The organism is Chthonobacter rhizosphaerae (genome assembly GCF_013839525.1).
In the GTDB taxonomy this organism is placed as follows: domain Bacteria; phylum Pseudomonadota; class Alphaproteobacteria; order Rhizobiales; family Pleomorphomonadaceae; genus Chthonobacter; species Chthonobacter rhizosphaerae.
Map to the genome: position 1 here is coordinate 146,470 of NZ_JACDIS010000002.1, position 19,675 is coordinate 166,144.

The window sequence follows — 19,675 nt, forward strand, 5'->3', positions numbered from 1 at the left end:
GAGACACTCATGGCTGACGCGGCCGACGACAACACCGTCCTGAAGATCCTGACCGGGCAGCAGTCGGGCGCCGAGGTCCAGCTCGGGGCGGGCGACTACACGCTCGGCTCGGGCCTCGACGACGACATCCAACTCGTCGACGTCAGCCTGATGGCGGGACACGTGCGGCTTCGCCTCGGCGGCGGTCGCATACAGGTGGCCGGTGGGGCTGGAACCGCCCGGACGGCCACGGGCGCCGTGATCGAGGCCGGCGCCGACTATCAGGACATCGAGCCGCTCGACATCGTCACCGCCGGCGCGATCCGGTTCGCACTCGGGCGGCCGTCGGCGCGCTGGTCGACCATCGCGGACGACGACCCGGCGAGCCGGGAAACCGTCCGGGCGGGCAACGGCGACCGCGGATCCGCTCCGGCGCCCGCAAAAGGGGCAGGCGGGCGCGTGATGTTCGCCGCCGGCGCCATGTCCGCCGCCATCGTGGCCCTCGGCGCCTACGGGGTCTTCGCCGGGACGTCGGTCCTGGAGCCGCCGGCGATCGAGCGCTCGGATTTCGAGGCGGTGCGGGCTGCCGTCGGGGCGCTGCCCTTCGCCGAGCGGATCCGGGTCACGGCGGAGGCGGACGGGCGCGTCTTCGTGTCGGGTTACGTGGACGAGGCGGCCGAGCGTCGCGCCGTCATCCAGGCAATCACCGCGACGGGGGCGCCCGTACGGCCGCAGGTCTGGATCGTCGCCAGCCTGGATGCCGAGATCCGCAGTTTCATCGAAGCGGCGCGGTTGCCGGTCGCGTTCGAGCTCGATAGGGCGGGGCTGGTGACGCTCACCGGGACCGTGCTGGACAAGCGCAGGGTCGACAGCCTCATGGATCGGCTGCGCGAGAACGTGGTCGGCCTTTCGGGCGTCGCGTCGCGCGTGAAGACGGCCGAAGACTTCCTCGTGGAGGTGAAGGATCTCGCCGCAAGGGCCCAGGTGGCCGGCGCGGTCCTGTTCCGTCTTGATGGGCAGCTCATCGAGGCGACCGGCGCCATTCCGGCCGAGCGCGTGGATGCCTGGGTCGGCTTCCTGCAATCCTATTCGCGGCGGTTCTCGGACGAGATCGCCCTGCGGTCCTTCGTGACGCTGCAGAGCGTCGAGGCCGCCGCTCCGGGGCAACCTCAGCTCCGCCCCGTCCTGGTCGGATCCCCCGAGATGACGCGGAGCGGAGACATCCCCCTCGATCCGGCAAAGCTCGATCAGGGCGGCATGGCCGCCGAGGATGTGTTCGCCGCGCCGGCGGGCGGGCGGGATGCGCCCGGGGCAGGACCGGATGCCGGATCTCCCAAGTCTGCAGCCGCCGATCCGCTATCGCCAGATGGCGGAGAGGCGGCCGACGCCAAGGAGACCGTCCTGGCGCCAGGACAGGTCGTCGCGGCCCCGCTCGACCGCGCAGCCGATGCGGCCAACGAGCCGGTGAGTATTGCGGAAGCGCCAGGCGAGCCTGCCCCGCCCACCGCCGCCCCGTTGCCCGATGTCACCGGCGGGACGAGCAGCTCGCTGGAGACGTCCGCACGGTTCACACTGGAGCAGTGGCGCGCCGGGCGGCTCGGCGGCGCAATGGCCGAAGCCATCGACAGCATGGCGCGTGCGCGTTCGGTCGGGCCGGACGAACTCGCCCGCACCTATCTCGGCCTGTTCCTCGATCCCAGGCGCCCCGGCACCACGTCGGAGAGCTGTCGACCGGCAGGGTTGCTGACGCTGTCCAACCTGCCGGCCGTCCTGTTCTGGCTCGACCTCATCAGCCTGAGCACGAGCGTTTCGCTCGCGTCCTTCGACCTCGCCCAGCAGCAGATCATCCTGGAAGCGGCGCTCAGTCCGGTCTCGACGAGGGCCTGCGAGCGTCGCCTGACGGGCGAAGCCGGGCCGTCGAGGTCGGCGTACCTGGAGGAGGCAGCGCGCAACCCGGCCTTCGTCAGCTACGTCACCCGGCGCCTGCCGGCCTACCCGCTGCCGGTCTCGGGCGCTCACCTGGCCGGTGTCCGCTACGTCCAGACGCCGGTCGGCCGCCGGTACGCCGAAGGAGCGGCGCCGAGCGTCGACTCGCGGGTGTCGGTCATCGGCGAACTCGGCATGGCTATTCAGAAGCCGAGCGGTTTCGAAGCGGTCATTTTCGACGAGACCCTCGCGTGGCGAGCCGGCCCGTGACCGACCGGTCATGGCGGACTGACCTGCGATGCCTGGCCGGCCACGGCTTCAGGGTTCTTGGGTCGACCGCGTCAAGCTACCGGCCGCGCGCGACGATGCATGGACTAGTCCATCACGGACCATGGACGCAGAGACGTTTCCATAAGATATTCGTAGCGGCAAAAGTAAACACAAGCCTTGTTCATGTATACATCATGAGAATGGTCCAGTGACTCTACACAGCGCACAGTATCACTTCGAAAGAAGATTGTACTCAGTCCGGAGGCCAATCGATGGCGCTTCATCCGGCGACCCGCTGCTTTTCGACCTGGGGCCTGATCTCTCCGCGCAGCTTCTGACATTTTCGAACCGCCGCTCGTTTTCCAACAACCAGATCATCTATTTCCAGGACGATCCGGCGGAGCATATCTACTTTGTGCAGTCCGGCCATGTCAGGCTGTCCTACCTGATGGAGGATGGGTCCGCAGTCCTTCTGGCGATCCTTGCGGAAGGGTCCAGCTTCGGCGAAGTCGCGATCTTCGAGGATGGCCCGCATTGCGATATGGCGACGGCAAGCGGATGCACGGAGGTGTGCGCCCTACCGTTGCGGGCATGTCGGACACTTGCCGACAGGCATCCCGAGCTGCACCGGGCCCTCGCGCGACTGGTGTCACGCCGCTACCGGTCCTACGTGGAGATGACGCGGACGCTCAGTTTGCGGTCTCTTCAGGCGCGCCTCGCCTGTGCGCTCCTTCGCCTCGCAGAGTCCCTGGGCACCAATGTCGCACACGAAGGCCGGGTCGTGCCGGCGATCGGCAGCTTCGTGACCCAGGCCGATCTCGGCCTGATGTCGCGCGGCGCGCGCGGCAACATCAACCGCATATTGAAGTCATGGCGCGAGGCCGGTTGGATCGCGGCGACCGACCGCCAGATCCTGGTGCTCCATCCTGCTCGGCTGGAGGCGCTCGCCCTGGAGGACCGGCCGTGACCGGGCTTCAGCCGGATCTCGTCGACCTGGTCGGCATCACCGATCTCGAGGATCGGCTCCGGGCGGGCGGCGGTGCGGCAATCCGCGAGCAGGTCGCCGCGCGCCTGGCGGCGCTTCGGTCCGAGGTCGTGGATCTCCGCCGGGCGGGGCTGCCGACGGCGGATTTCCAGAGATCCGAGCCGATACTCGCCGGCCTCGATGCGGCACTCGAGATCATCCACGCATTTCCCGCTTTCCGCGGCACATCCGAACCAAGGGATTGACCATGACGACCACCACGCCTCCCGCCGGCACGACGAATCCGTTCAGGGACACGGAGGCCAACCTCTACGGTGCGACAGGCCTCGATCTCGTCATGCGGCAGAAGTATCTGCGAACGGAGATGGAGAAGATCGAGCAGAAAATCGCCGATATCGAGCAGAATTCGAATCTGAGCGATACTGAAAAGATGTTCAGCATGCAGATGGCCATGAACTCCTGGTCGGCGATCAGCAATCTGCGGACGAACATGCTCAAGACTGTGGCCGACACGATCAAGTCCATCGCCCGAAACGTGTCCTGATCGGTCGGCGGCGCGTCACCGTGCAAGCCGGTCCGGACAATCAGGGCGATAACCTCCTCGCAGTTGGGCGGGAGCGGCTTGCTTTGCTGGCGAGGCAGATGCGTCTCGTGCTCGGGGCCAACCTCCTGATGGCACCCGCCGTGGCCGTGGTGGTGTCTCCCGCGCTCGGCGTCTGGCTTTCGGTGACCTGGGCGCTGGCGCTCTCCACCACGGCATGCCTGCGATGGTGGTGGATCTCGCGTCTCCAAGCGCCGCGATCCCGATCGGGTGTTCGCTCCCAGGAGATCGGATATGCGGCCGGCAGCTTCGCGTCCGGCGTGGTCTGGGGTGTTCTTGGCATTGCGGCGAGTCGAATCGAGGTGGGTTTCGAGCCCGTGCTCATCACCATGTTCATCGCCGGTATGGTGGCGGGAGCCATAGGCTCGTTGTCGACGATCCCGACCGTCTACTGGAGTTTTTCCATCCCGGCGCTCCTGCCGATCTCGCTCCTGTACGCAATTCAGGATACGTCCGGCGAAGTCGTCTATGGGTTCGCGTCTCTGCTTTTCCTGGCCGTGAACCTTGGATACTCGCTGAACATCGGCCGCACGATCCTCCGGTCGATCGAGCTGCGCTTCGAGAATGAGGACTTGATCCAAAGCCTTACCGCCGCGCGCAAGACGGCCGAGCAGGAGAACGAACTCAAGTCGCGCTTCCTTCAGTCGGCCGGCCACGACCTCAAGCAGCCGCTCCATGCGGTCACGCTGCTCTTGGCGGACCTGGATCGGCATCTGTCGGATGATGGGCGTCGGACCCTGGCGCGGGCGCAGCAATCGGTCCTCTCTCTCGGCAGCTTGCTGGAGCGGCTGCTGGAGGCCTCGAGCCCTGCGGAGGGGCGTCTTGCGCCGAAGCGGGCTGACGTGCCGCTTGCGGATCTCCTGTCGGCGCTTGCATTCGAGTTTGGCGCCCAAGCCGAGACGGCCGGTATCTCGGTCCGGTTCCGACCTACGGCGTTGACGGTCGAGACCGACGAGCTGCTGCTGACGCAGGTCCTCCGCAACTACGTCAGCAATGCGCTCCGCCACGGGCGACGGCGCGTCCTCGTGGCTGCCCGGCGGCGCGGGACGTCGGCGCGGATCGAGGTGTGGGACGACGGGGCCGGCATTCCTGCCGGGCAGTTGACCGCCATCTACGAGCCTTTCCTGCAGCTCCGGAACAAGGCGCGAGACGCGCGTCTCGGCTACGGGCTCGGGTTGGCGATCGTGGCGACGATCGCCAAGCACCTCGGCGCCCGGCACGGCGTCGCGTCGCGTGAGGGCCGAGGCTCGGTGTTCTGGGTCGAGGTTGCGCTGGCCCGGGACGGGCCGCCCGTCGTCTCGCGAGGTCCGGAGACGGCGCCCGCCCGCGCGAGCGCGGCCGGACGTCGCGTTCTCGTCGTCGAAGACGATCCGGTTCTCCTTCAGGCCACGGCGGATCTCATATCCAACTGGGGGTTCGAGGTGCGTGGCGCCCTCGATGGGGAAGCCGCGCTGAACCAGCTGGATGAAGGCTTTGAGCCGACTGTCCTCGTCACCGACTTTCGGCTACCCGGCGACTTCGACGGCCTCATGGTGTCCGCTCGACTTGCGGACCGTTTGGGCAGGCCCTTGCCGACGATCGTGGTGACCGGCGAGCGGATCGATCGCGACGTCGCCTCGCGGGACGGCATCATCGTTCTGGGGAAACCGGTCATTCCAGGCCGTCTGCTGGCGTCTCTCACGAGCCTAGCCGGCGGGGGTACGTCTCCGTGAGCCCATCCGTTCTCTCCACTGCGGCACCGTCCACGCCGGTCAGAAGACGGCCGAGGTCCGAGCGCCGCTTGAGGGAGAAGCGTCGGAACAAAAGAGCCAGATGGGCTCTGACGGTGTTGTCGCTGATCCCGAGGGCGCGACCGATCTCCTTGTTGCTGAGGCCTTTTGCGCAGAGCGTCACGATGGAGCGCTGCCGGTCGGTCAGGTCGAGGTCCGCAGCCTCGTCGACCTCGTCGACCTGGACGTCAAAGGCGGAGGGCTCCTGGCGGGCTCCGGAAAGGACGGCTTCGATCGCGCGGGGCAATTCGTCGGCGGCGCCACTCTTCGGCACGAAGGCCTGCGCGCCGGCTCTCAGGGCGTCATCCACAAAACGCGGGTCGCTTCGCCCGGAGAAGATGATGACCGGAACCGACGGAGCCGCGGTGCGGAGCCAGGTCAAGCTGTCCAGTCCGGCTGCATCCGGAAGTCCGGGGTCGAGCACGACCAGATCCGCATCGAACGCACCGCGCAGAACGGCCATCGCGTCCCTCAACGTGCCGGCCTCCTCGATGGCGACGGCATGGAATCGGCGCTCCAGGAGCGCGCGAGCTCCGGACCGCAAGATCGAATGATCATCGACGATAAGCAGCCTGTTCATGATCCATTCCAGGGCGCGGGCGACTTTCTCCGCCGGGTCCGATCGCATCGCAGGGGCGACCATAGTATGCTGGTACTGAATTGTAGCATAAAAATTGATAAATCTGCAAAGAAGCCAAATTCGTGTACCAGGACTGCTTGCGGGAGCGTCCAGGGGCCGTGAAGTCGGGATCGGAACAGCCGTGAGTAGTGTAACGCATAGCCGATACCACGCTGAAACGAGCCTTCCGACTCCGAGCCACGGAGCGGCTCGCAACGGCGGGCACGCGATCGGTGGCCGTTCGGTATGGCGTCGCGGCGCTCAGCTCAAGGCGCTTGCCGGGGTGCTCGTCGCGCTACTGGCCCTGTCCGGATGCAGCGCGCTGACGGACGAGAGTTGCGAACCGGCAACCGCGTCGGCAGCAAGCCTGAAAGGCGCGCCGGCGGCCGGGCTCTGCGACGGCCACCTGAGTTCCCTGGGTGCCACGGAGCGGGTTCCGCGGCTTGCGAGTGTCGAAGCCGAACGGGTAGCGCCCACTATCGACGTGAGTGCGATCAACCGGTCTGCTTCAGCACGGGCCGCCTTCGTGGGCTATGTTGGAAAACTGCGGGTCGACTACCCTCCGGAGCCCGGTCAGATCGCGAACGACGCGGCGGAACTCGGGATCGCTCGAACCCCGCCATTCGACCCGGACGAGACGATCACGGTCAATTTCAACGACGCGACGTTCGACTTCTTCCTCACGCAGATGCTTGGCGGCGCGCTCGGTGTTCCGTTCGTCGCTCCGGACACGATGGAGGGCCGCGTGACCTTCCGGACCGAGGCGCCCCTGCCGAAGGCGCAGGTGATCCGGGTGGTGCGCGACGTGCTGGGCCGCGCGGGTTATGCCATGCGGCTCTCCAACGGCGTGTTCCAGATCGCCAGCGCCGAAATGCTCGCGTCGATGGACGCGGCGGTGCTCGCCGGCAAGGCGGGCGAGACGGTCACCCGCGAGATCAGGGTGCCCGGGCGGGCGGCCGACCGGGTCCTGAGGACGATCCAGCCGCTCGTCCCGCCGACGGTACGGGTTGTTCGGGGCGAGCGAGGCGACCGTCTCATCCTTCGCGGCGCCGCGTCCGACCTTGAGGACGTCGCCGATCTGGTCACGACGCTGACGGACGGCGGCATCGCCGACGACCTGGTGGCGCTCGTCCCGGTGCGGCGGAGCGCCCCCAACCTCATCGCCGAAAAGCTGCTCGGCTTCTATCAGGCCATGCTGGCGGAGGATGCGGAGTCGCTCACGATCGTGCCGCTGGAACAGCAGCAGGCCGTCCTGATCGGCACCCGCGACGCGGCTCTGATGCAAAGCGTGCGAAAGCTCATCGATCGTATCGACGTGGAACTCGGCGACACCGCGTCGGTGCGCATCATCCCGCTGACGCATCTTGCAGCCGCGGAGGTGGCGCCGCAGCTGCAACAGGCCTACGCCAGCGGTGCCGCGACGGTCCCCGCCGACCAGGACGCAGCCGCCCGGACGGGGCGTGCCGCCGGGCCGGATTCCAACGTACCCGCGGGGCTCCGCGTGCCGACGTCACCGCCCGCCGGTGGTGAGGAGGATGGCTTTGCGCACCCGGGCTTCTCCGCTCCCGGACTGGGGGCCGCCAGCTCTCAGCCCAGTCCCGTCAGCGAGCGGTTCCCCGTATCGTCCGAGCCGGAGCTGGCGACGACTTCGGCGCCGTCGGCGCCCGCGAGTGGCGAGATGCGGATCATTCCGGACACTCGCAACAACGCCCTGATGATCTATTCGTCGTTCGACGCCTTCCAACGCCTCCGCGAGGTCGTGCGGGCCCTCGACGTGCCGGATTCCCAGGTGGTCGTGGAAGCGACCATCCTGGAGGTGCGGATCAACGACGCGCTCCGCTACGGCGTGCAATGGTACCTCAGCGGCGGGGGCGCGACCTTCCGGTCCGGGTCCGGGCGCACGCTCGTGCCGCCGGCCGGCGCAGGGATCGGGGCGGACGGGCTGTTCGGACTTGGCGACATCACTGTCGGCGCGGCCCTCGGGGCGCTCCAGGAGGTCACCGACGTCAAGGTCCTGTCCACGCCTTATCTCACCGTCATCAATGGCCGGGCGGCCCGGCTCGTGGTGGGCGACCAGATCCCGTACGCGACGCGCACCCAGTCCTCCAGCAGTGGGGGCAACGTCTCGGTGACCCAGCAGATCGAGGTGGTGGATACCGGCATCGTCCTCGACGTGACCCCGCAGATCAAGGCCAACAACTCCGTCAGCCTCGTCATCAAGCAAACGGTCAGCCAGGCCCAGGCGAGCGCGCTCGAGGGCAATGTCACGCCCGTCATTTCCACCCGGACGGTGGAGTCGGAGATCCTCGTCCAGTCGGGTCGGACCGTGCTTCTCGGCGGTCTGATCCAGGACCGTCGGGAAAAGACGGACGAGGGCGTGCCGGGCCTCAAGGACGTCCCTGTCCTCGGAGGCCTGTTCCGGTCGAAGAACGAGAACGCGGCGACCCGAACGGAGCTCGTGGTCCTGATCACGCCGCGCGTCGCGCGGCACTCGTCCCAGCTGGAGGGCATCACGAACGTCATCCGGAACAGCCTCGCGCGACGCTGAACGGCGAGCGCTACCTGTCATCTATGGCACAGCGCCCGGCGGAGCCTCGGACTAGCCTCGCTTGGTCAGGTCGATCAGAACGGCCCGGCTCGCACCCCGCGAAAGAGTTCCGCCATGCCGATCGGTTCGCCGACCGAAATGATCCGACAGACCGTCGCCACCCACTCGGTGATCTCGCCGGTGGGGGTCGAAATCATGAGCGCGTTGCAAGGCACCTATCGCGGCGAAACCGTCAGGACCTCCGACGAGTCTTCGAAGGCGAGCGAAATGGCCGAGGAGATCGGCAACGCCCTGACCACGAACCGGCCGGCGGCCCTGAAGGACCGGATCGCCAAATCCGGGCAGGCGACGAACCTGGAGGCGCTGACCCGCATCAGGGACTACCTGGACAAGCTGCCCGACATGCCGCGCGGCGCCAAGCTGCAGCAGCTTGCCGACACGATGCGGACGTTTCAGGAAAGGCTGGGGGAGGGCGGTGGTGGCGGCGGCGTGACCGTCGACGACATCCTGGCGGCCCTCGGCGACTACGATGGCGACGTGACGCACCAGTTCGCGGCTTTGGAGGGACTGCGCGAGCACTTCGCCACCAGCGGTGCCCTGTCCGGTCTCCTCGACGAGGCCCGCGTGCTGTTCGAGCGCGCGGACACCCGCCGCGACGTGCGGGCCGGGTCCGCCATGGCGCAGCCGGCGAACGCGCTCGCGCCCACCCTGGAGACGAGCCCGGCGGCGCTTCGCGACAGCTACCGGGCCATGCTGCGGCAAAACCCGAACCTCGGTCAGGTCTTCGCCGAACTGTCCAGGTACGATCTGTCCAAGAGCTTCATCGAGACCGTGAACGGCTTCATGGAGGCCGCCGGCCTCGATCTCGCCACCGCGCATCCGTCCGTTGACGCGCGTCAGCTCGGTGGGCTTGTCACCGAACTCGGCAAGCTGAAGCAGATCCGGACGGTGTTCGACACCGCGCGCGACACCATCCGCCTCGTGGAACGCCTGATGCAGCCTTCCGAGCGAGGGCTCTTGTCGGCATCCGATCTCACCGGCGGTCTTCTCGACTATGCGGCGCGCCAGACCGTCGGCCCCGCAGACGCCCAGCGGCTGCTCGGCAAGGCGTCCACCGCCTCGCCGGCGGCGCAGATCGCGCTCGGCAATGCGGTGCGCGGCATGCACGGCCAGTTGCCGGATTCGGTGGTGCCCTCCACGGCTGCGCGGCTTCGCCAGCTCGAGGTGATCGACCTGATGCTGGACGGGCTCGTCGCCGCGGAGGAGGCCTCCTTTGCGGCAAACGGGGAGGTGGCGTCCTGATGGCCCGGTCCTTCTCGCCCCAGGCGGTGTCCACCCTCTCCACCTTTGCGGCGCAGCTGGGGCTCGACCTGCGGCTCGCCGCCGACGGCAGTGCGAGCTTCGCGTTCGAGCGGTCCGGACTGGTGACGTTCACGCCGGCCGTGGACGAGCGGGTGGTGATGAGCCTCGCGGCGCTACCAGGTCGAGCGGGCCAGGCGGCGGACGAGGCGCTGCTCGCCTCGGCCGGCCCCGACCTGGAGCTCGATCGCTTCGTGCATGCCGGACTCGACCGGGAGGGCCGCCATTATCAGGCGGTTTCGTTCGAGCCGGACGATTTCGACGCCCAGGCCATCAATCGCTGCCTGGATCGCCTCATCGATTTGCGACGGCGTCTCGAGTGACCCCGAAGCGCCGAACACGGAAGGATTGCGCCCGATGAAGACCCTCGATCTCGCCGCCCTCGTCGAGGCGGCGCCTGCCGGCATGGGCGGCGGTGTGGACCGGATCGCCGCGGGCGACCGGGTGGAGCGCTTCGAACTGGCCATGCAGCAGGTCGCCGCCGCCGATGGCGGTCTCGCGCCGCCGCCGCCGGCGGTCGTCACGCCCCCGTCGTCCGTCGCGGTCGCCGACGGCGCGCCCGACCCGATCCGCGACTCCGGCGACCTGATCCTGGACGGGCTCAGCCGCCTGCGCGGCGTGTTCGACCGGGGCAACGACCGGCTCGCCGAACTGAGCGGCTCGCCGGTGACGGACATCCAGACGCTCTACGACATGCAGGTCGAGATGACCAACTTCACCCTCCTGGTGGATGTGACGTCCAAGCTCACGGGCAAATCCACCCAGGCGTTCGACACGCTCATGAAGGGGCAGTGACGGGCCGATGCGCGCGGGCTTCAGGGCATCACCCGGACCGAGCACCGTCCCGACGCGGCTGCCTTTCGCCAGGGCCGCCGCGGCACCCTTGAAGGCCGTGGCGGCCGTCGTCTTCGCGCTTGCGCTCGCGGGCTGTCAGGTGGAACTGCACACCAAACTGACGGAGAACGACGCCAACCAGATCCTGGCGGTCCTGATGTCGAACGGCGTCGACGCCGCCAAGGTTGCGAGCGGCGAGGATGGCTTCACGATCACGGTGCCGAAGGACGACACTCTTCGGGCGATCGCCCTCCTGCAGGACGTCGGCCTGCCGCGCGAGACCATGGTGTCCATCGGCAAGGTCTTCGAGAAGTCGGGGATCATGTCGTCCCCCTTCGAGGAGCGGGTTCGCTACATCTACGCGCTCGGGGAGGAGGTGGCCCACACGCTCCAGCAGATCGACGGCGTGGTGACCGCGCGGGTGCACATCGTGCTGCCCGAGGCGCCCCAGCTCGGCCAACCGGTGCGGCCGTCCTCGGCGGCCGTCTTCGTGAAGCACCACCCGAGCGTCGACCTGGACTTCTTCGTGCCGCAGATCCGCCGGCTGGTGTCGAGCTCCATCGAGGGACTGAGCTACGAGGCGGTGACGGTCGTGCTGACCGCATCGGCGACGCTCCGGCCCGTCAATGGCCAGTCGGAGACGGTGCTGACCGAAGCGCTGCCGGGCGTGCTCGTGCGGGCCGAGGACGCCGGACGCCTGCGGGTGTACGCCGCGAGCGCGGGCGCCGCCCTCCTGCTCCTGCTGGTAGCCGGCGCGGCGGGCGCCGTGCGCCTCCTCAGGAACCAACCGCGCAAGCCTGTCGGCGCCGGCGAGGCCGCCCCGACGGTGGAGCCCTGATCATGACGAGCGCCCCGGCCCGCACCGACGGTGACCTGCCGCAGTCGCGCGAAAGCCGCGCCGGCGATCTGCAGAAGCTCGCCCGGCTGGCCGCGTGCCTCGCCGATCCGTTGACCTTCCTGGCGCCGGATCGGGTGACGCTCGGGCCGCTCGACGCCGCGGACCTCGGCGCAATCGGCCGTGATCCGGCCTTCCGCGGGCCGCTGTCGAAGGCGCTCGCGCGTGCCGCCGGTCTGGATGAGGTGCCGCTCGGGCCCTTGCTTCTCGCCCGCTTCGGCGAATTGCCGGGGGAACGGCTGGCGTTCGCCTTTGTCACCGCCCGGCCCGCCGATCTGGACGCGGCGGCGCGTCTTCTGGCCGCCGCCGTGCTGCACCGGCGCGTGCTCGCGATGGTCCTGAAGGCGGACCGGCTCGCCGTCGCCGCGGCGCTCGGGCCGGACGCCTTCACCGTGGCGGTCCGCGAGGCGCCGCTTCTCTATGCGCCGCTGGCTGCGCTCGACAGAGGTCCGTCGCCGGGCGGGGCCGATGGTCTCGCGCCGGCGGTCGTCGGTCTCGCCGCCGCTGCCCGTGTCGTCGCGGCCGCGGCGCCGGACCTGACCGCCCTGTTCCGCCTGCGCTTGCCGGAGGCGGCCGTGTCCGGCGCGGCCGGGCAGGCGGTCGGCGACGCCGAACCTCTTCATGTGGAGCTTGCCGCCAAGCTGATGGCCCGGAGGATGCCGTCATGGCAGGCTATTTTCGCGTGAGCCACCTGGGCTTCAGCCTCCCTGCCGGATCCGCCGTCCTGAAGGCCGCGGAGGTCGAGGCGGTCGAAGCGGCCGACACCATCCTGGCGACCGCGGAAGCGCGGGCCGCGGCCATCGTCGCCGAGGCGGAGGCCGCTTTCGCCCGAGAAGTGGAGCGCGGCTACCGGAAAGGCCTCGCTGACGCGGATGTGGCGGCGGTGGACCGGCTGATAGCCGAGAGCGCGGCCTTGAACCAGACCCTCAGAGCCGTCGAGCACGATCTCGCCCGTGTGGTGGTCGCCTGCGTGCGCAGTCTGGTGGAGGACTTCGACGACGCCGCCAAGGCCGAGGCGCTGCTCCGGTCGGCGCTGAAGCAGCTTCGGCGCGAGAAGCGGGTGCAGCTGCGCGTATCGCCGCGGCAGGTGGCGCACCTGCGAGCCGCGCTGGAGAGGATCCAGCCGGAGTTTCCCGAGATCGAGTTGGTGGACGTGGTGGAGGACCACGCCCTCGTCGCGCCGCGCCTCATCGTGGAGGCGCCCGTCGGCCGCGTGGACGCCGACATCGGCGACCGGCTGGACGAACTGGAACGCCTGATCCTCAACCGCTTTCGTGCCGAGCCGGCGGTGAGACCGGAGGGGGCGCCATGACCCGCCCGGCCGGAACGTCGACGCTGGAGACCGTCATCCGAGAGCGGATCGCCCGGATCGAGGGGCGTGTGCCCCGCTTCGGCTCCACCGTCATGGACCACATCGGCGGCTTCGAGCCCTACCGGCTCACCGGTCGGGTGCGGAAGGTGGTCGGCACCATCATCCACGCGGCCGTTCCGGAGGTGCAGGTGGGCGAGATCGTGGAGCTCTACACGCGCTCGTCAGGCGCGCGCCTTTTGGCCGAATGCGTCGGCTTTCTCGACGAGGAGGCGCTGCTTTCCCCGATCGGCGAGACCCAGGGCGTCTCGCCGCGCACGGAAGTCCGGCGCACCGGGCGGGTCCAGATGGTGCCGGTGGGATCGGGCCTGAAGGGGCGCGTGCTCGACGGCCTCGGCCAGTTCGTGGACGGCAAGGCGGCGCCCTTCGAGCCGGAGGGCTTCTATCCGATCTACAAGGACCCGCCGGACCCGATGACCCGGCGCGTGATCGACACGCCCCTGCCGCTCGGCGTGCGGGCGCTCGACGGCCTCCTCACCTGCGGGGAGGGACAGCGCATGGGCATCTTCGCGGCCGCGGGCGGCGGCAAGTCCACGCTCCTGTCGATGCTGGTGAAGGGAGCCGCCGTGGACGTGACGGTGCTCGCGCTGATCGGCGAGCGCGGCCGCGAGGTCCGCGAGTTCATCGAGCACGACCTCGGCCCGGAGGGTATGGCGAAGTCGGTGATCGTGGTGGCGACATCCGACAAGAGCTCCATGGAGCGCGCCAAGGCGGCCTTCGTGGCGACCGCCATCGCCGAATACTTCCGCGACCAGGGCCAGAAGGTTCTGTTCCTGATGGACTCGGTCACTCGCTTCGCCCGCGCCCAGCGCGAGATCGGTCTCGCGGCCGGCGAGCCGCCGACGCGGCGCGGCTTTCCCCCTTCGGTGTTCGCCACCTTGCCGAAGCTGATGGAGCGCGTCGGCATGAACGACAAGGGCTCGATCACGGCCCTCTACACGGTGCTGGTCGAAGGCGACGACATGAACGAGCCGGTCGCCGACGAGACCCGGTCCATTCTCGACGGCCACATCGTGTTGTCGCGCAAGCTCGCGGCGGCGAACCACTATCCGGCCATCGACGTGCTCGTCTCCAAGAGCCGCGTGATGGATGCGGTGACATCCCGCGAGCACGTGCAGATGGCCCGGCGCATCAACCGCTGGCTCGCCACCTATGCCGACGTGGAGCTCCTGGTGAAGGTGGGCGAGTACAAGAAGGGCAGCGACCCCGACGCGGACCTGGCGATCGCCAAGTACAAGCCGATCAACGACTTCCTGCAGCAGGCGACCGACGAGTTCGACGGTTTCGACATGATGCTCGCCAAGCTTGGAGCGCTTGCCCGATGATCGGCCAGATCAGGACGCTCCTGCGCGTGAAGACCCTCAAGGAGGAGCAGGCGTTCCGGGCCGTGCGCCGCAAGCGCGCCGAACTGGCGCAAGCGGAGGCCGCCGTCGCCGAAGCGGAACGGCGCGTGCGCGAGAGCGCGGCTGCGCTGCCCGCCCGGGAGACCGCTGTGTACGCGCCGATCCTCGGCAGCGTGGTCCCGCAGGGGGCTCTGCAGGACGCCCGCGACGCCGTCGTGGCGCTCAGACAGGCTCACCTTTCGCTCGTGGACGGGGTGGACGCCAGCAGGGCCGCGGCCCGCCGCATCGCGGAGGAACTGGAGGCGGCGCGAAATCGGCACCGCGAGATCCAGAAGCAGCGCGACAAGTACGTGATCCTCTCCGACTCCCTCGCCGGCGAGGCCGCCGCCACGGCGGCCTACGGCGAGGAGGTGGAGATCGAGGACCTGGTCTCCGCCCGCCGCAGGAGGATCGCATGAACGAGGTGCGTCGCAGCGGCGCCGACGGAGCCGGGCGGTCCGGCGATCCCGCTGCCGACATGGACTTCCGCGACCGCACGGGACGCGGGCCGGGCGGCAAGGACATGCAGGCGCGCCGCGAACCGGCGGCCGGCGACGCGGCGCCGGGCTCCGCCGATCGGCTCCTCTCGGAACGGTCGATGGTGTTCGCCCGCGCCCTTCAACGGGAACACGACGACGGCGAGCGCCGCGACGACCGTCCGCCGGAGCCGTTGGTGGTGATCGAACGCCCGCCGGGTCCCTTCGGTCTGTTCGCCTCTCCGGTGACGGAACCAGCCCGGACTGCGGCGGGCGACACGACCGTCGCAGAACGGGCCTTCGCGCTGATCGAGAACGCGTTGGCGGCGGAGGGGCGGCTCGCCGCGTCCGCCCCCGTCCGCATCGCCATTCCGCTTCCCGCCGAAGGCCTCACCGGGATCCTTCTGACGCTCACGCCCGACGGTGTCGACGTGGTGCTGGAGCGCGAACCGGGAGACCTGCCGTCCGGGCTGGTGGAAGCGGCCCGGGAACTCGCCGGCCGGCTGCAGGCGCGCCTTGGCAGGCGGCAGGTTCGGATCTTCGACGCGGTCGCGGCCGGCGAGGGGCCTCGCCCCACGCCGCGCCGGCCGGACGGGGAGCTTGAAACGTGAGCCTCGCGCCGGCTTTTCCCCGGCTCGACGGGACGATCACGGCCGCGCGCGCCTGGAACGCGGCGCTGACCCATGCGGGCGAGCCGATCCCACTCCGGGGTGGCGCCACCCTCCGGTTCGTGCTCGCGCCGCCGCCACCGGACGGCGCCGGAGCGGTCCGGGTCGCCACGGCGGCGGGCATTCCGGTCGCGGTGGTCCCGCGCGCTTTCCCGTTCCGGAGCCTCTTCGGCGTGGATCTCGAGGTCGACAATTTCATCGGGCTGCCGGAGCCGTTGCGGCACGCCCTCCTGGAGGGGATCGTGGCCCGCCTCGCCGCCCTTGCGCCTCCGGAGATGCTGATTTCCGGGCCGGTCGGTCCCGTCGCGACAGTGGGCGGTCTGGCCGCCGCCGGCGTCTCCATGACGGACTGGATCGAATGCAGCGTGGACGGGCTGGCGGACGAGCCCGCCGTCGTGCTCGTCGGCGGCCGCTTCATGGCGCTCTCCGAGGCTCTGCTCACCCATGGACTCGCCCCTCGGGCGGTATCGAACGGCCTCGCCCGCGCGGTTGCGGTGCCGGTGACGGTGACGCTCGGAGGCGTCGACCTGCCGCTGTCGGCGGTGCGCGATCTCGCGGTCGGAGACGTCGTCCTCCTCGACGCCAGGGTGGTCGCGGCGCCGCTCGCCCTCCGCGCAGCCGGGCGTGTGCTTCGGCTCGCCCCGGCGGCCGGCGGAATGGCGGTGGCGGCGGTCGAGATCATCCGGCGCACCGGGACGGGCGCCTTTTCGGGAGGGACGGCGGTGGACGACGCGGAGCGGGGCAGAGTTGCGGCAGGCTCCCTGGAGAGTCTCACGGTCATCGTCGACGTGGATGTCGGGTCCGTCGAGGTGTCGCTTGCGGATCTGGAGAGCTGGCGGGTCGGCGCCCTGGTGCCGCTGCCGCTGCCGGTGGTCGAGAGCGGCCTGCCCGTGACGCTCAGCGTCAACGGGCTCCAGGTGGCCGCCGGCGATCTGGTGCGGATCGACGACCGGCTGGCGGTGCGGCTATCGCGCCTCGCGGGGGGCTGACCGATGGGCGTGCCGATCCACAGGACGATGCGCGGCCAGAGGCCGGACAGCGGCGGCGCAACCGCGACGGGGAGGGCCGCGTGACCGACCCGTTCAACCTGATCCTCGTCTTCGGCGCGGCTGCCCTCTTCCCGTTCCTGGCCGTGGTGGCGACCTCGTTCATCAAGATCTCGGTCGTGCTCCTCCTGGTGCGCAATGCGCTCGGCGTCCAGCAGGTGCCGCCCAACATGGCGCTGAACGCCCTGGCGCTGATCCTGTCGGCCTACATCATGGCGCCGGTGGTGGTGCAGACGGTCGACATCCTGACCGCCACGCCGCACACGCTGAACACCGTGGAGGGGCTTCGCGCCGCCTACGAGGCCGGGAGCGGGCCGCTGATCCGCTTTCTGGATACCCATGCGGCGCCGCGCGAGAAGGCCTTCTTCATCGAGGCGGCGCGCAGCCTTTGGCCTCCGGACCTCGCCGCCCAGCTGACCATGGACAGCATCGCGGTGGTGTTGCCGGCCTTCACGGTGAGCCAGCTGCGCGAAGCCTTCGAGATCGGCTTCCTCCTCTACCTGCCGTTCATCGCCATCGACCTCATCGTGTCCAACATCCTGCTCGCCATGGGCATGATGATGGTGAGCCCGCTGACCATCTCGCTGCCGTTCAAGCTGTTCCTGTTCGTCATGGTGGACGGCTGGTCCCGGCTCATCCTCGGCCTCGTGAAGACCTACGTGCCGGCCTGAACGGCCGAGCCGGACCGGCGAAGGAGGGCGACATGCAACCGGAAGACGCAATGAGGCTCCTGACCGAGTCGATGATGCTGGTCATGATCCTCTCCATGCCGCCGATCATCGTGGCGTCCGTGGTCGGCATCGTCGTCAGCCTGCTCCAGGCGCTGACGCAGATCCAGGAACAGACCCTCTCCTTCGCCATCAAGCTGATCGCCGTCGCTGCCACCATCGCCGCCATGGCGAGCTTTCTCGGGTCGCAGGTGCTGCTCTACACGCTGAAGCTGTTCAACGACTTCCCGACCTTGACGTGACCGACGATGACCGAGGCCCTGCGGCTCTTCTTCAACCTTTTCGATGACGAGCTGATCGCGCTTCTCCTGACGCTGCCCCGCATCTACGCCTTCCTGGCCACCTCCCAGCTGCTGAACCCCGGGGCGGTTCCGCGGCTCGCCCGGACCGCGGCCGTTCTGGTTCTCGCCATGCCGGTGGTGCCGCTGAACCTTGCCTACGCGGACGACTTCGAGCGCACCGCCGGCGCCTTCGCGTTCCATGTCGCCAAGGAGTTCGTCATCGGCTTCCTGCTCGGCTACCTGATCGGCTGGGCCTTCTGGTCGATTCAGGCGGCCGGCGCCCTGATCGACAACCAGCGTGGCGCCGCGATCGCGTCGTCCATCGACCCGCTCCAGGGGCATGAATCGTCGCCGCTCGGCCTTCTCTTCTCGCAGGCCTTCCTGACCTATCTGTTCACCACGGGCGCGGTGCTGCCGATCGTCGGCATCCTCTACCAGTCCTTCGCGCTCTGGCCGGCGACGAGCGGTCTGCCGGTGCTGACCGACGACTTCCCGGCCCTGATCCTGCGCATGTTCGACCACGCCCTGGAGACGGCGATCATCATGAGCGCGCCGATCATCGCCGCCATGTTCGTGGCGGAATTCGCGCTCGCCCTCGTCAGCCGCTTCGCGCCTCAGCTGCAGGTCTTCGTGGTCGCCATGCCGATCAAGAGCGGCCTGGCGATCTTCATGCTGATCTTCTACTTCCAGGTCCTGCTGCCCTACGGCGCCAAGAGCCTGACCGACGCGGGCGGCTATGTCCGGGCGGTCCAGGAGCAGCTCGCGCCCGAGGCGCCGGAGGCGGCCCCGTGAGCGGATCGTCCGGCGACAAGACCGAACAGCCGACGCCGAAGAAGCTTCGCGACGCCCGCGCCAAGGGCCAGGTCGCGCGCAGCCAGGACGTGGTGACGGCGGCGTCCCTCATCGCGGTGATCGGCGTGCTGGCGGCCACGTTCCCGGGCATGCTGGAGCGGATGATCGCCATGATGGACCATGTGGCCGCCACGCCGGACGGCGACTACCGGGCCGTCGTGTGGGCGGCGATCCTCTTCGTCTCGCGCGAGACGATCATCATCATGGCGCCGGTCCTCCTCGTCTGCATCGTGGCGGCGATCGCCGCCAATTACTTCCAGGTGGGGCCGCTGTTCGCCTTCGAGGGGGCCAAGCCGTCCCTGGAGAAAATCAGCCCCTCGGCGGGTTTCAAGCGCATCTTCTCCATGAAGCAGCTGGTGGAGACGCTGAAGTCGATCCTCAAGATCGTCTTCCTGACGGTGCTCCTCACCATCGTGCTGGAGAAGGCGATCGGGCCCTACATTACCGCCATGCCGTGCGGCATGCCCTGCATCCTCGCCATCACGTCGAGCGTCCTCTCCGACGTGCTCGTCTACACGGCGCTCGCCTTCATCGTCGTGGCTCTCGCGGACTTCGCCTACCAGAAGCGCTCGCACACCAAGAGCCTTATGATGACGAAGGAGGACGTGAAGCGGGAGTACAAGGAAAGCGAGGGCGACCCGCACGTGAAGGGCATGCGCAAGCAGCTTGCCCACGAACTGGTGATGAGCGACGCCGGGGCCGCCACCCGGAAGTCCACGGCGCTCGTGGTCAACCCGACCCACTTCGCCGTCGCGATCCGCTACGTGCCGGACGAGACCCCGCTGCCGATGGTGGTCGCCAAGGGGCGGAACCTCACCGCCTACTATCTCCGGGCGCAGGCGGAGGAGGCGGGCGTGCCCGTGTTCCGCAACGCGCCGCTCGCCCGCGCCCTCCACGCCGAGGCGGAGCTCGGCGGCTATGTGCCGGACGACCTGTTCGACGCCGTCGCCGAGGTGCTGGCATGGGTGGATCGGCACCGGGACCGGCTCTACGACGGCCGCCTCACCCATGGCGACATCGACATGGAGGCTGGCGACCACAGGCATGCTCCGTCCTGGACCGGCTCTCGATGAAGCCGTGGTCGGTCG

At 69.0% G+C, this 19,675-nt stretch carries 21 protein-coding genes; 20 read left to right on the forward strand and 1 reads right to left on the reverse strand.

From position 1 onward, the window contains the following. Positions 1-9 precede the first annotated feature (9 nt). The 5 genes from HND91_RS04480 (at position 10) to HND91_RS04500 (ending at position 5,473) form a co-directional block, all read left to right on the forward strand. Complete coding sequence (locus tag HND91_RS04480; protein WP_181705345.1) at positions 10-2,175, forward strand: FHA domain-containing protein; 2,166 nt, start codon at positions 10-12, stop codon at positions 2,173-2,175. Between the two features lie 247 nt (positions 2,176-2,422). After that, positions 2,423-3,142: a Crp/Fnr family transcriptional regulator gene (locus HND91_RS04485; RefSeq protein ID WP_181705346.1), complete on the forward strand. Its 720-nt coding sequence runs from the start codon at positions 2,423-2,425 to the stop codon at positions 3,140-3,142. Further along, positions 3,139-3,405, forward strand: a complete 267-nt coding sequence (locus HND91_RS04490; protein ID WP_181705347.1) for a hypothetical protein — start codon at positions 3,139-3,141, stop codon at positions 3,403-3,405. Before HND91_RS04485 ends, HND91_RS04490 begins: the two co-directional genes overlap by 4 nt. 2 nt (positions 3,406-3,407) lie before the next feature. Further along, positions 3,408-3,704, forward strand: coding sequence for an EscF/YscF/HrpA family type III secretion system needle major subunit (locus HND91_RS04495; RefSeq protein ID WP_181705348.1), 297 nt, complete (start codon positions 3,408-3,410; stop codon positions 3,702-3,704). A 98-nt stretch (positions 3,705-3,802) separates the two neighbouring features. After that, entirely contained in the window at positions 3,803-5,473 is a 1,671-nt protein-coding gene (locus HND91_RS04500; RefSeq protein WP_181705349.1) for an ATP-binding response regulator, read from the forward strand. Here the strand turns inward: HND91_RS04500 and HND91_RS04505 are convergent. Next, complete coding sequence (locus HND91_RS04505; protein WP_181705350.1) at positions 5,439-6,110, reverse strand: response regulator transcription factor; 672 nt, start codon at positions 6,108-6,110, stop codon at positions 5,439-5,441. The two genes, HND91_RS04500 and HND91_RS04505, sit on opposite strands and share 35 nt — an antisense overlap. A gap of 322 nt (positions 6,111-6,432) precedes the next feature. Here HND91_RS04505 and HND91_RS23175 point away from each other — a divergent pair, with 322 nt between their 5' ends. From HND91_RS23175 to sctU, 15 genes are all read left to right on the forward strand, one after another. After that, complete coding sequence (locus HND91_RS23175; protein WP_181705351.1) at positions 6,433-8,697, forward strand: secretin N-terminal domain-containing protein; 2,265 nt, start codon at positions 6,433-6,435, stop codon at positions 8,695-8,697. 114 nt (positions 8,698-8,811) lie between these two features. Continuing rightward, positions 8,812-9,999 carry an HrpJ domain-containing protein gene (locus HND91_RS04515; RefSeq protein WP_181705352.1) on the forward strand — a complete coding sequence of 396 codons (1,188 nt, stop codon included), beginning with the start codon at positions 8,812-8,814 and terminating at the stop codon, positions 9,997-9,999. Continuing rightward, positions 9,999-10,379: a CesT family type III secretion system chaperone gene (locus HND91_RS04520; protein WP_181705353.1), complete on the forward strand. Its 381-nt coding sequence runs from the start codon at positions 9,999-10,001 to the stop codon at positions 10,377-10,379. Before HND91_RS04515 ends, HND91_RS04520 begins: the two co-directional genes overlap by 1 nt. 34 nt (positions 10,380-10,413) lie before the next feature. Beyond that, a complete protein-coding gene (gene sctI / locus HND91_RS04525; RefSeq protein ID WP_181705354.1) occupies positions 10,414-10,851 on the forward strand; it encodes a type III secretion system inner rod subunit SctI in 438 nt (145 codons plus the stop codon). Between the two features lie 97 nt (positions 10,852-10,948). Further along, on the forward strand, positions 10,949-11,728 hold the full coding sequence (gene sctJ / locus HND91_RS04530; protein ID WP_181705355.1) for a type III secretion system inner membrane ring lipoprotein SctJ: 780 nt from the start codon (positions 10,949-10,951) through the stop codon (positions 11,726-11,728). Between the two features lie 2 nt (positions 11,729-11,730). Beyond that, positions 11,731-12,471, forward strand: coding sequence for a hypothetical protein (locus HND91_RS04535; RefSeq protein WP_181705356.1), 741 nt, complete (start codon positions 11,731-11,733; stop codon positions 12,469-12,471). Continuing rightward, positions 12,450-13,097 (forward strand): type III secretion system stator protein SctL, encoded by a 648-nt coding sequence (gene sctL, locus HND91_RS04540; protein WP_181705357.1) that lies wholly within the window; start codon positions 12,450-12,452, stop codon positions 13,095-13,097. The genes HND91_RS04535 and sctL overlap by 22 nt, the downstream gene beginning before the upstream one ends. Further along, positions 13,094-14,479 carry a type III secretion system ATPase SctN gene (gene sctN, locus HND91_RS04545; RefSeq protein WP_281379023.1) on the forward strand — a complete coding sequence of 462 codons (1,386 nt, stop codon included), beginning with the start codon at positions 13,094-13,096 and terminating at the stop codon, positions 14,477-14,479. Before sctL ends, sctN begins: the two co-directional genes overlap by 4 nt. Next, on the forward strand, positions 14,476-14,955 hold the full coding sequence (sctO, locus tag HND91_RS04550; protein ID WP_181705358.1) for a type III secretion system stalk subunit SctO: 480 nt from the start codon (positions 14,476-14,478) through the stop codon (positions 14,953-14,955). Before sctN ends, sctO begins: the two co-directional genes overlap by 4 nt. Continuing rightward, positions 14,952-15,623 (forward strand): hypothetical protein, encoded by a 672-nt coding sequence (locus tag HND91_RS04555; RefSeq protein WP_181705359.1) that lies wholly within the window; start codon positions 14,952-14,954, stop codon positions 15,621-15,623. Before sctO ends, HND91_RS04555 begins: the two co-directional genes overlap by 4 nt. Further along, on the forward strand, positions 15,620-16,669 hold the full coding sequence (locus HND91_RS23180) for a FliM/FliN family flagellar motor switch protein (RefSeq protein WP_181705360.1): 1,050 nt from the start codon (positions 15,620-15,622) through the stop codon (positions 16,667-16,669). The genes HND91_RS04555 and HND91_RS23180 overlap by 4 nt, the downstream gene beginning before the upstream one ends. 80 nt (positions 16,670-16,749) lie before the next feature. Next, entirely contained in the window at positions 16,750-17,397 is a 648-nt protein-coding gene (sctR, locus tag HND91_RS04565; RefSeq protein ID WP_181705361.1) for a type III secretion system export apparatus subunit SctR, read from the forward strand. A gap of 50 nt (positions 17,398-17,447) precedes the next feature. Next, positions 17,448-17,696, forward strand: a complete 249-nt coding sequence (gene sctS / locus HND91_RS04570; protein WP_281379024.1) for a type III secretion system export apparatus subunit SctS — start codon at positions 17,448-17,450, stop codon at positions 17,694-17,696. 6 nt (positions 17,697-17,702) lie between these two features. Beyond that, positions 17,703-18,527, forward strand: a complete 825-nt coding sequence (sctT, locus tag HND91_RS04575; RefSeq protein WP_181705363.1) for a type III secretion system export apparatus subunit SctT — start codon at positions 17,703-17,705, stop codon at positions 18,525-18,527. After that, positions 18,524-19,660 carry a type III secretion system export apparatus subunit SctU gene (gene sctU, locus HND91_RS04580; protein ID WP_181705364.1) on the forward strand — a complete coding sequence of 379 codons (1,137 nt, stop codon included), beginning with the start codon at positions 18,524-18,526 and terminating at the stop codon, positions 19,658-19,660. The genes sctT and sctU overlap by 4 nt, the downstream gene beginning before the upstream one ends. Positions 19,661-19,675 lie beyond the last annotated feature (15 nt).

What these genes read in the sequence shown, in the direction of transcription:
- HND91_RS04480 (WP_181705345.1), top strand. Translation starts at nt 10, where the DNA reads ATGGCTGACGCGGCCGACGACAACACCGTCCTGAAGATCCTGACCGGG.
- HND91_RS04495 (WP_181705348.1), top strand. Translation starts at nt 3,408, where the DNA reads ATGACGACCACCACGCCTCCCGCCGGCACGACGAATCCGTTCAGGGAC.
- HND91_RS04500 (WP_181705349.1), top strand. Translation starts at nt 3,803, where the DNA reads ATGCGTCTCGTGCTCGGGGCCAACCTCCTGATGGCACCCGCCGTGGCC.
- HND91_RS04505 (WP_181705350.1), bottom strand. Translation starts at nt 6,110, where the DNA reads ATGAACAGGCTGCTTATCGTCGATGATCATTCGATCTTGCGGTCCGGA.
- HND91_RS04515 (WP_181705352.1), top strand. Translation starts at nt 8,812, where the DNA reads ATGCCGATCGGTTCGCCGACCGAAATGATCCGACAGACCGTCGCCACC.
- HND91_RS04520 (WP_181705353.1), top strand. Translation starts at nt 9,999, where the DNA reads ATGGCCCGGTCCTTCTCGCCCCAGGCGGTGTCCACCCTCTCCACCTTT.
- sctI (WP_181705354.1), top strand. Translation starts at nt 10,414, where the DNA reads ATGAAGACCCTCGATCTCGCCGCCCTCGTCGAGGCGGCGCCTGCCGGC.
- HND91_RS04535 (WP_181705356.1), top strand. Translation starts at nt 11,731, where the DNA reads ATGACGAGCGCCCCGGCCCGCACCGACGGTGACCTGCCGCAGTCGCGC.
- sctL (WP_181705357.1), top strand. Translation starts at nt 12,450, where the DNA reads ATGGCAGGCTATTTTCGCGTGAGCCACCTGGGCTTCAGCCTCCCTGCC.
- sctN (WP_281379023.1), top strand. Translation starts at nt 13,094, where the DNA reads ATGACCCGCCCGGCCGGAACGTCGACGCTGGAGACCGTCATCCGAGAG.
- sctO (WP_181705358.1), top strand. Translation starts at nt 14,476, where the DNA reads ATGATCGGCCAGATCAGGACGCTCCTGCGCGTGAAGACCCTCAAGGAG.
- HND91_RS04555 (WP_181705359.1), top strand. Translation starts at nt 14,952, where the DNA reads ATGAACGAGGTGCGTCGCAGCGGCGCCGACGGAGCCGGGCGGTCCGGC.
- sctS (WP_281379024.1), top strand. Translation starts at nt 17,448, where the DNA reads ATGAGGCTCCTGACCGAGTCGATGATGCTGGTCATGATCCTCTCCATG.
- sctT (WP_181705363.1), top strand. Translation starts at nt 17,703, where the DNA reads ATGACCGAGGCCCTGCGGCTCTTCTTCAACCTTTTCGATGACGAGCTG.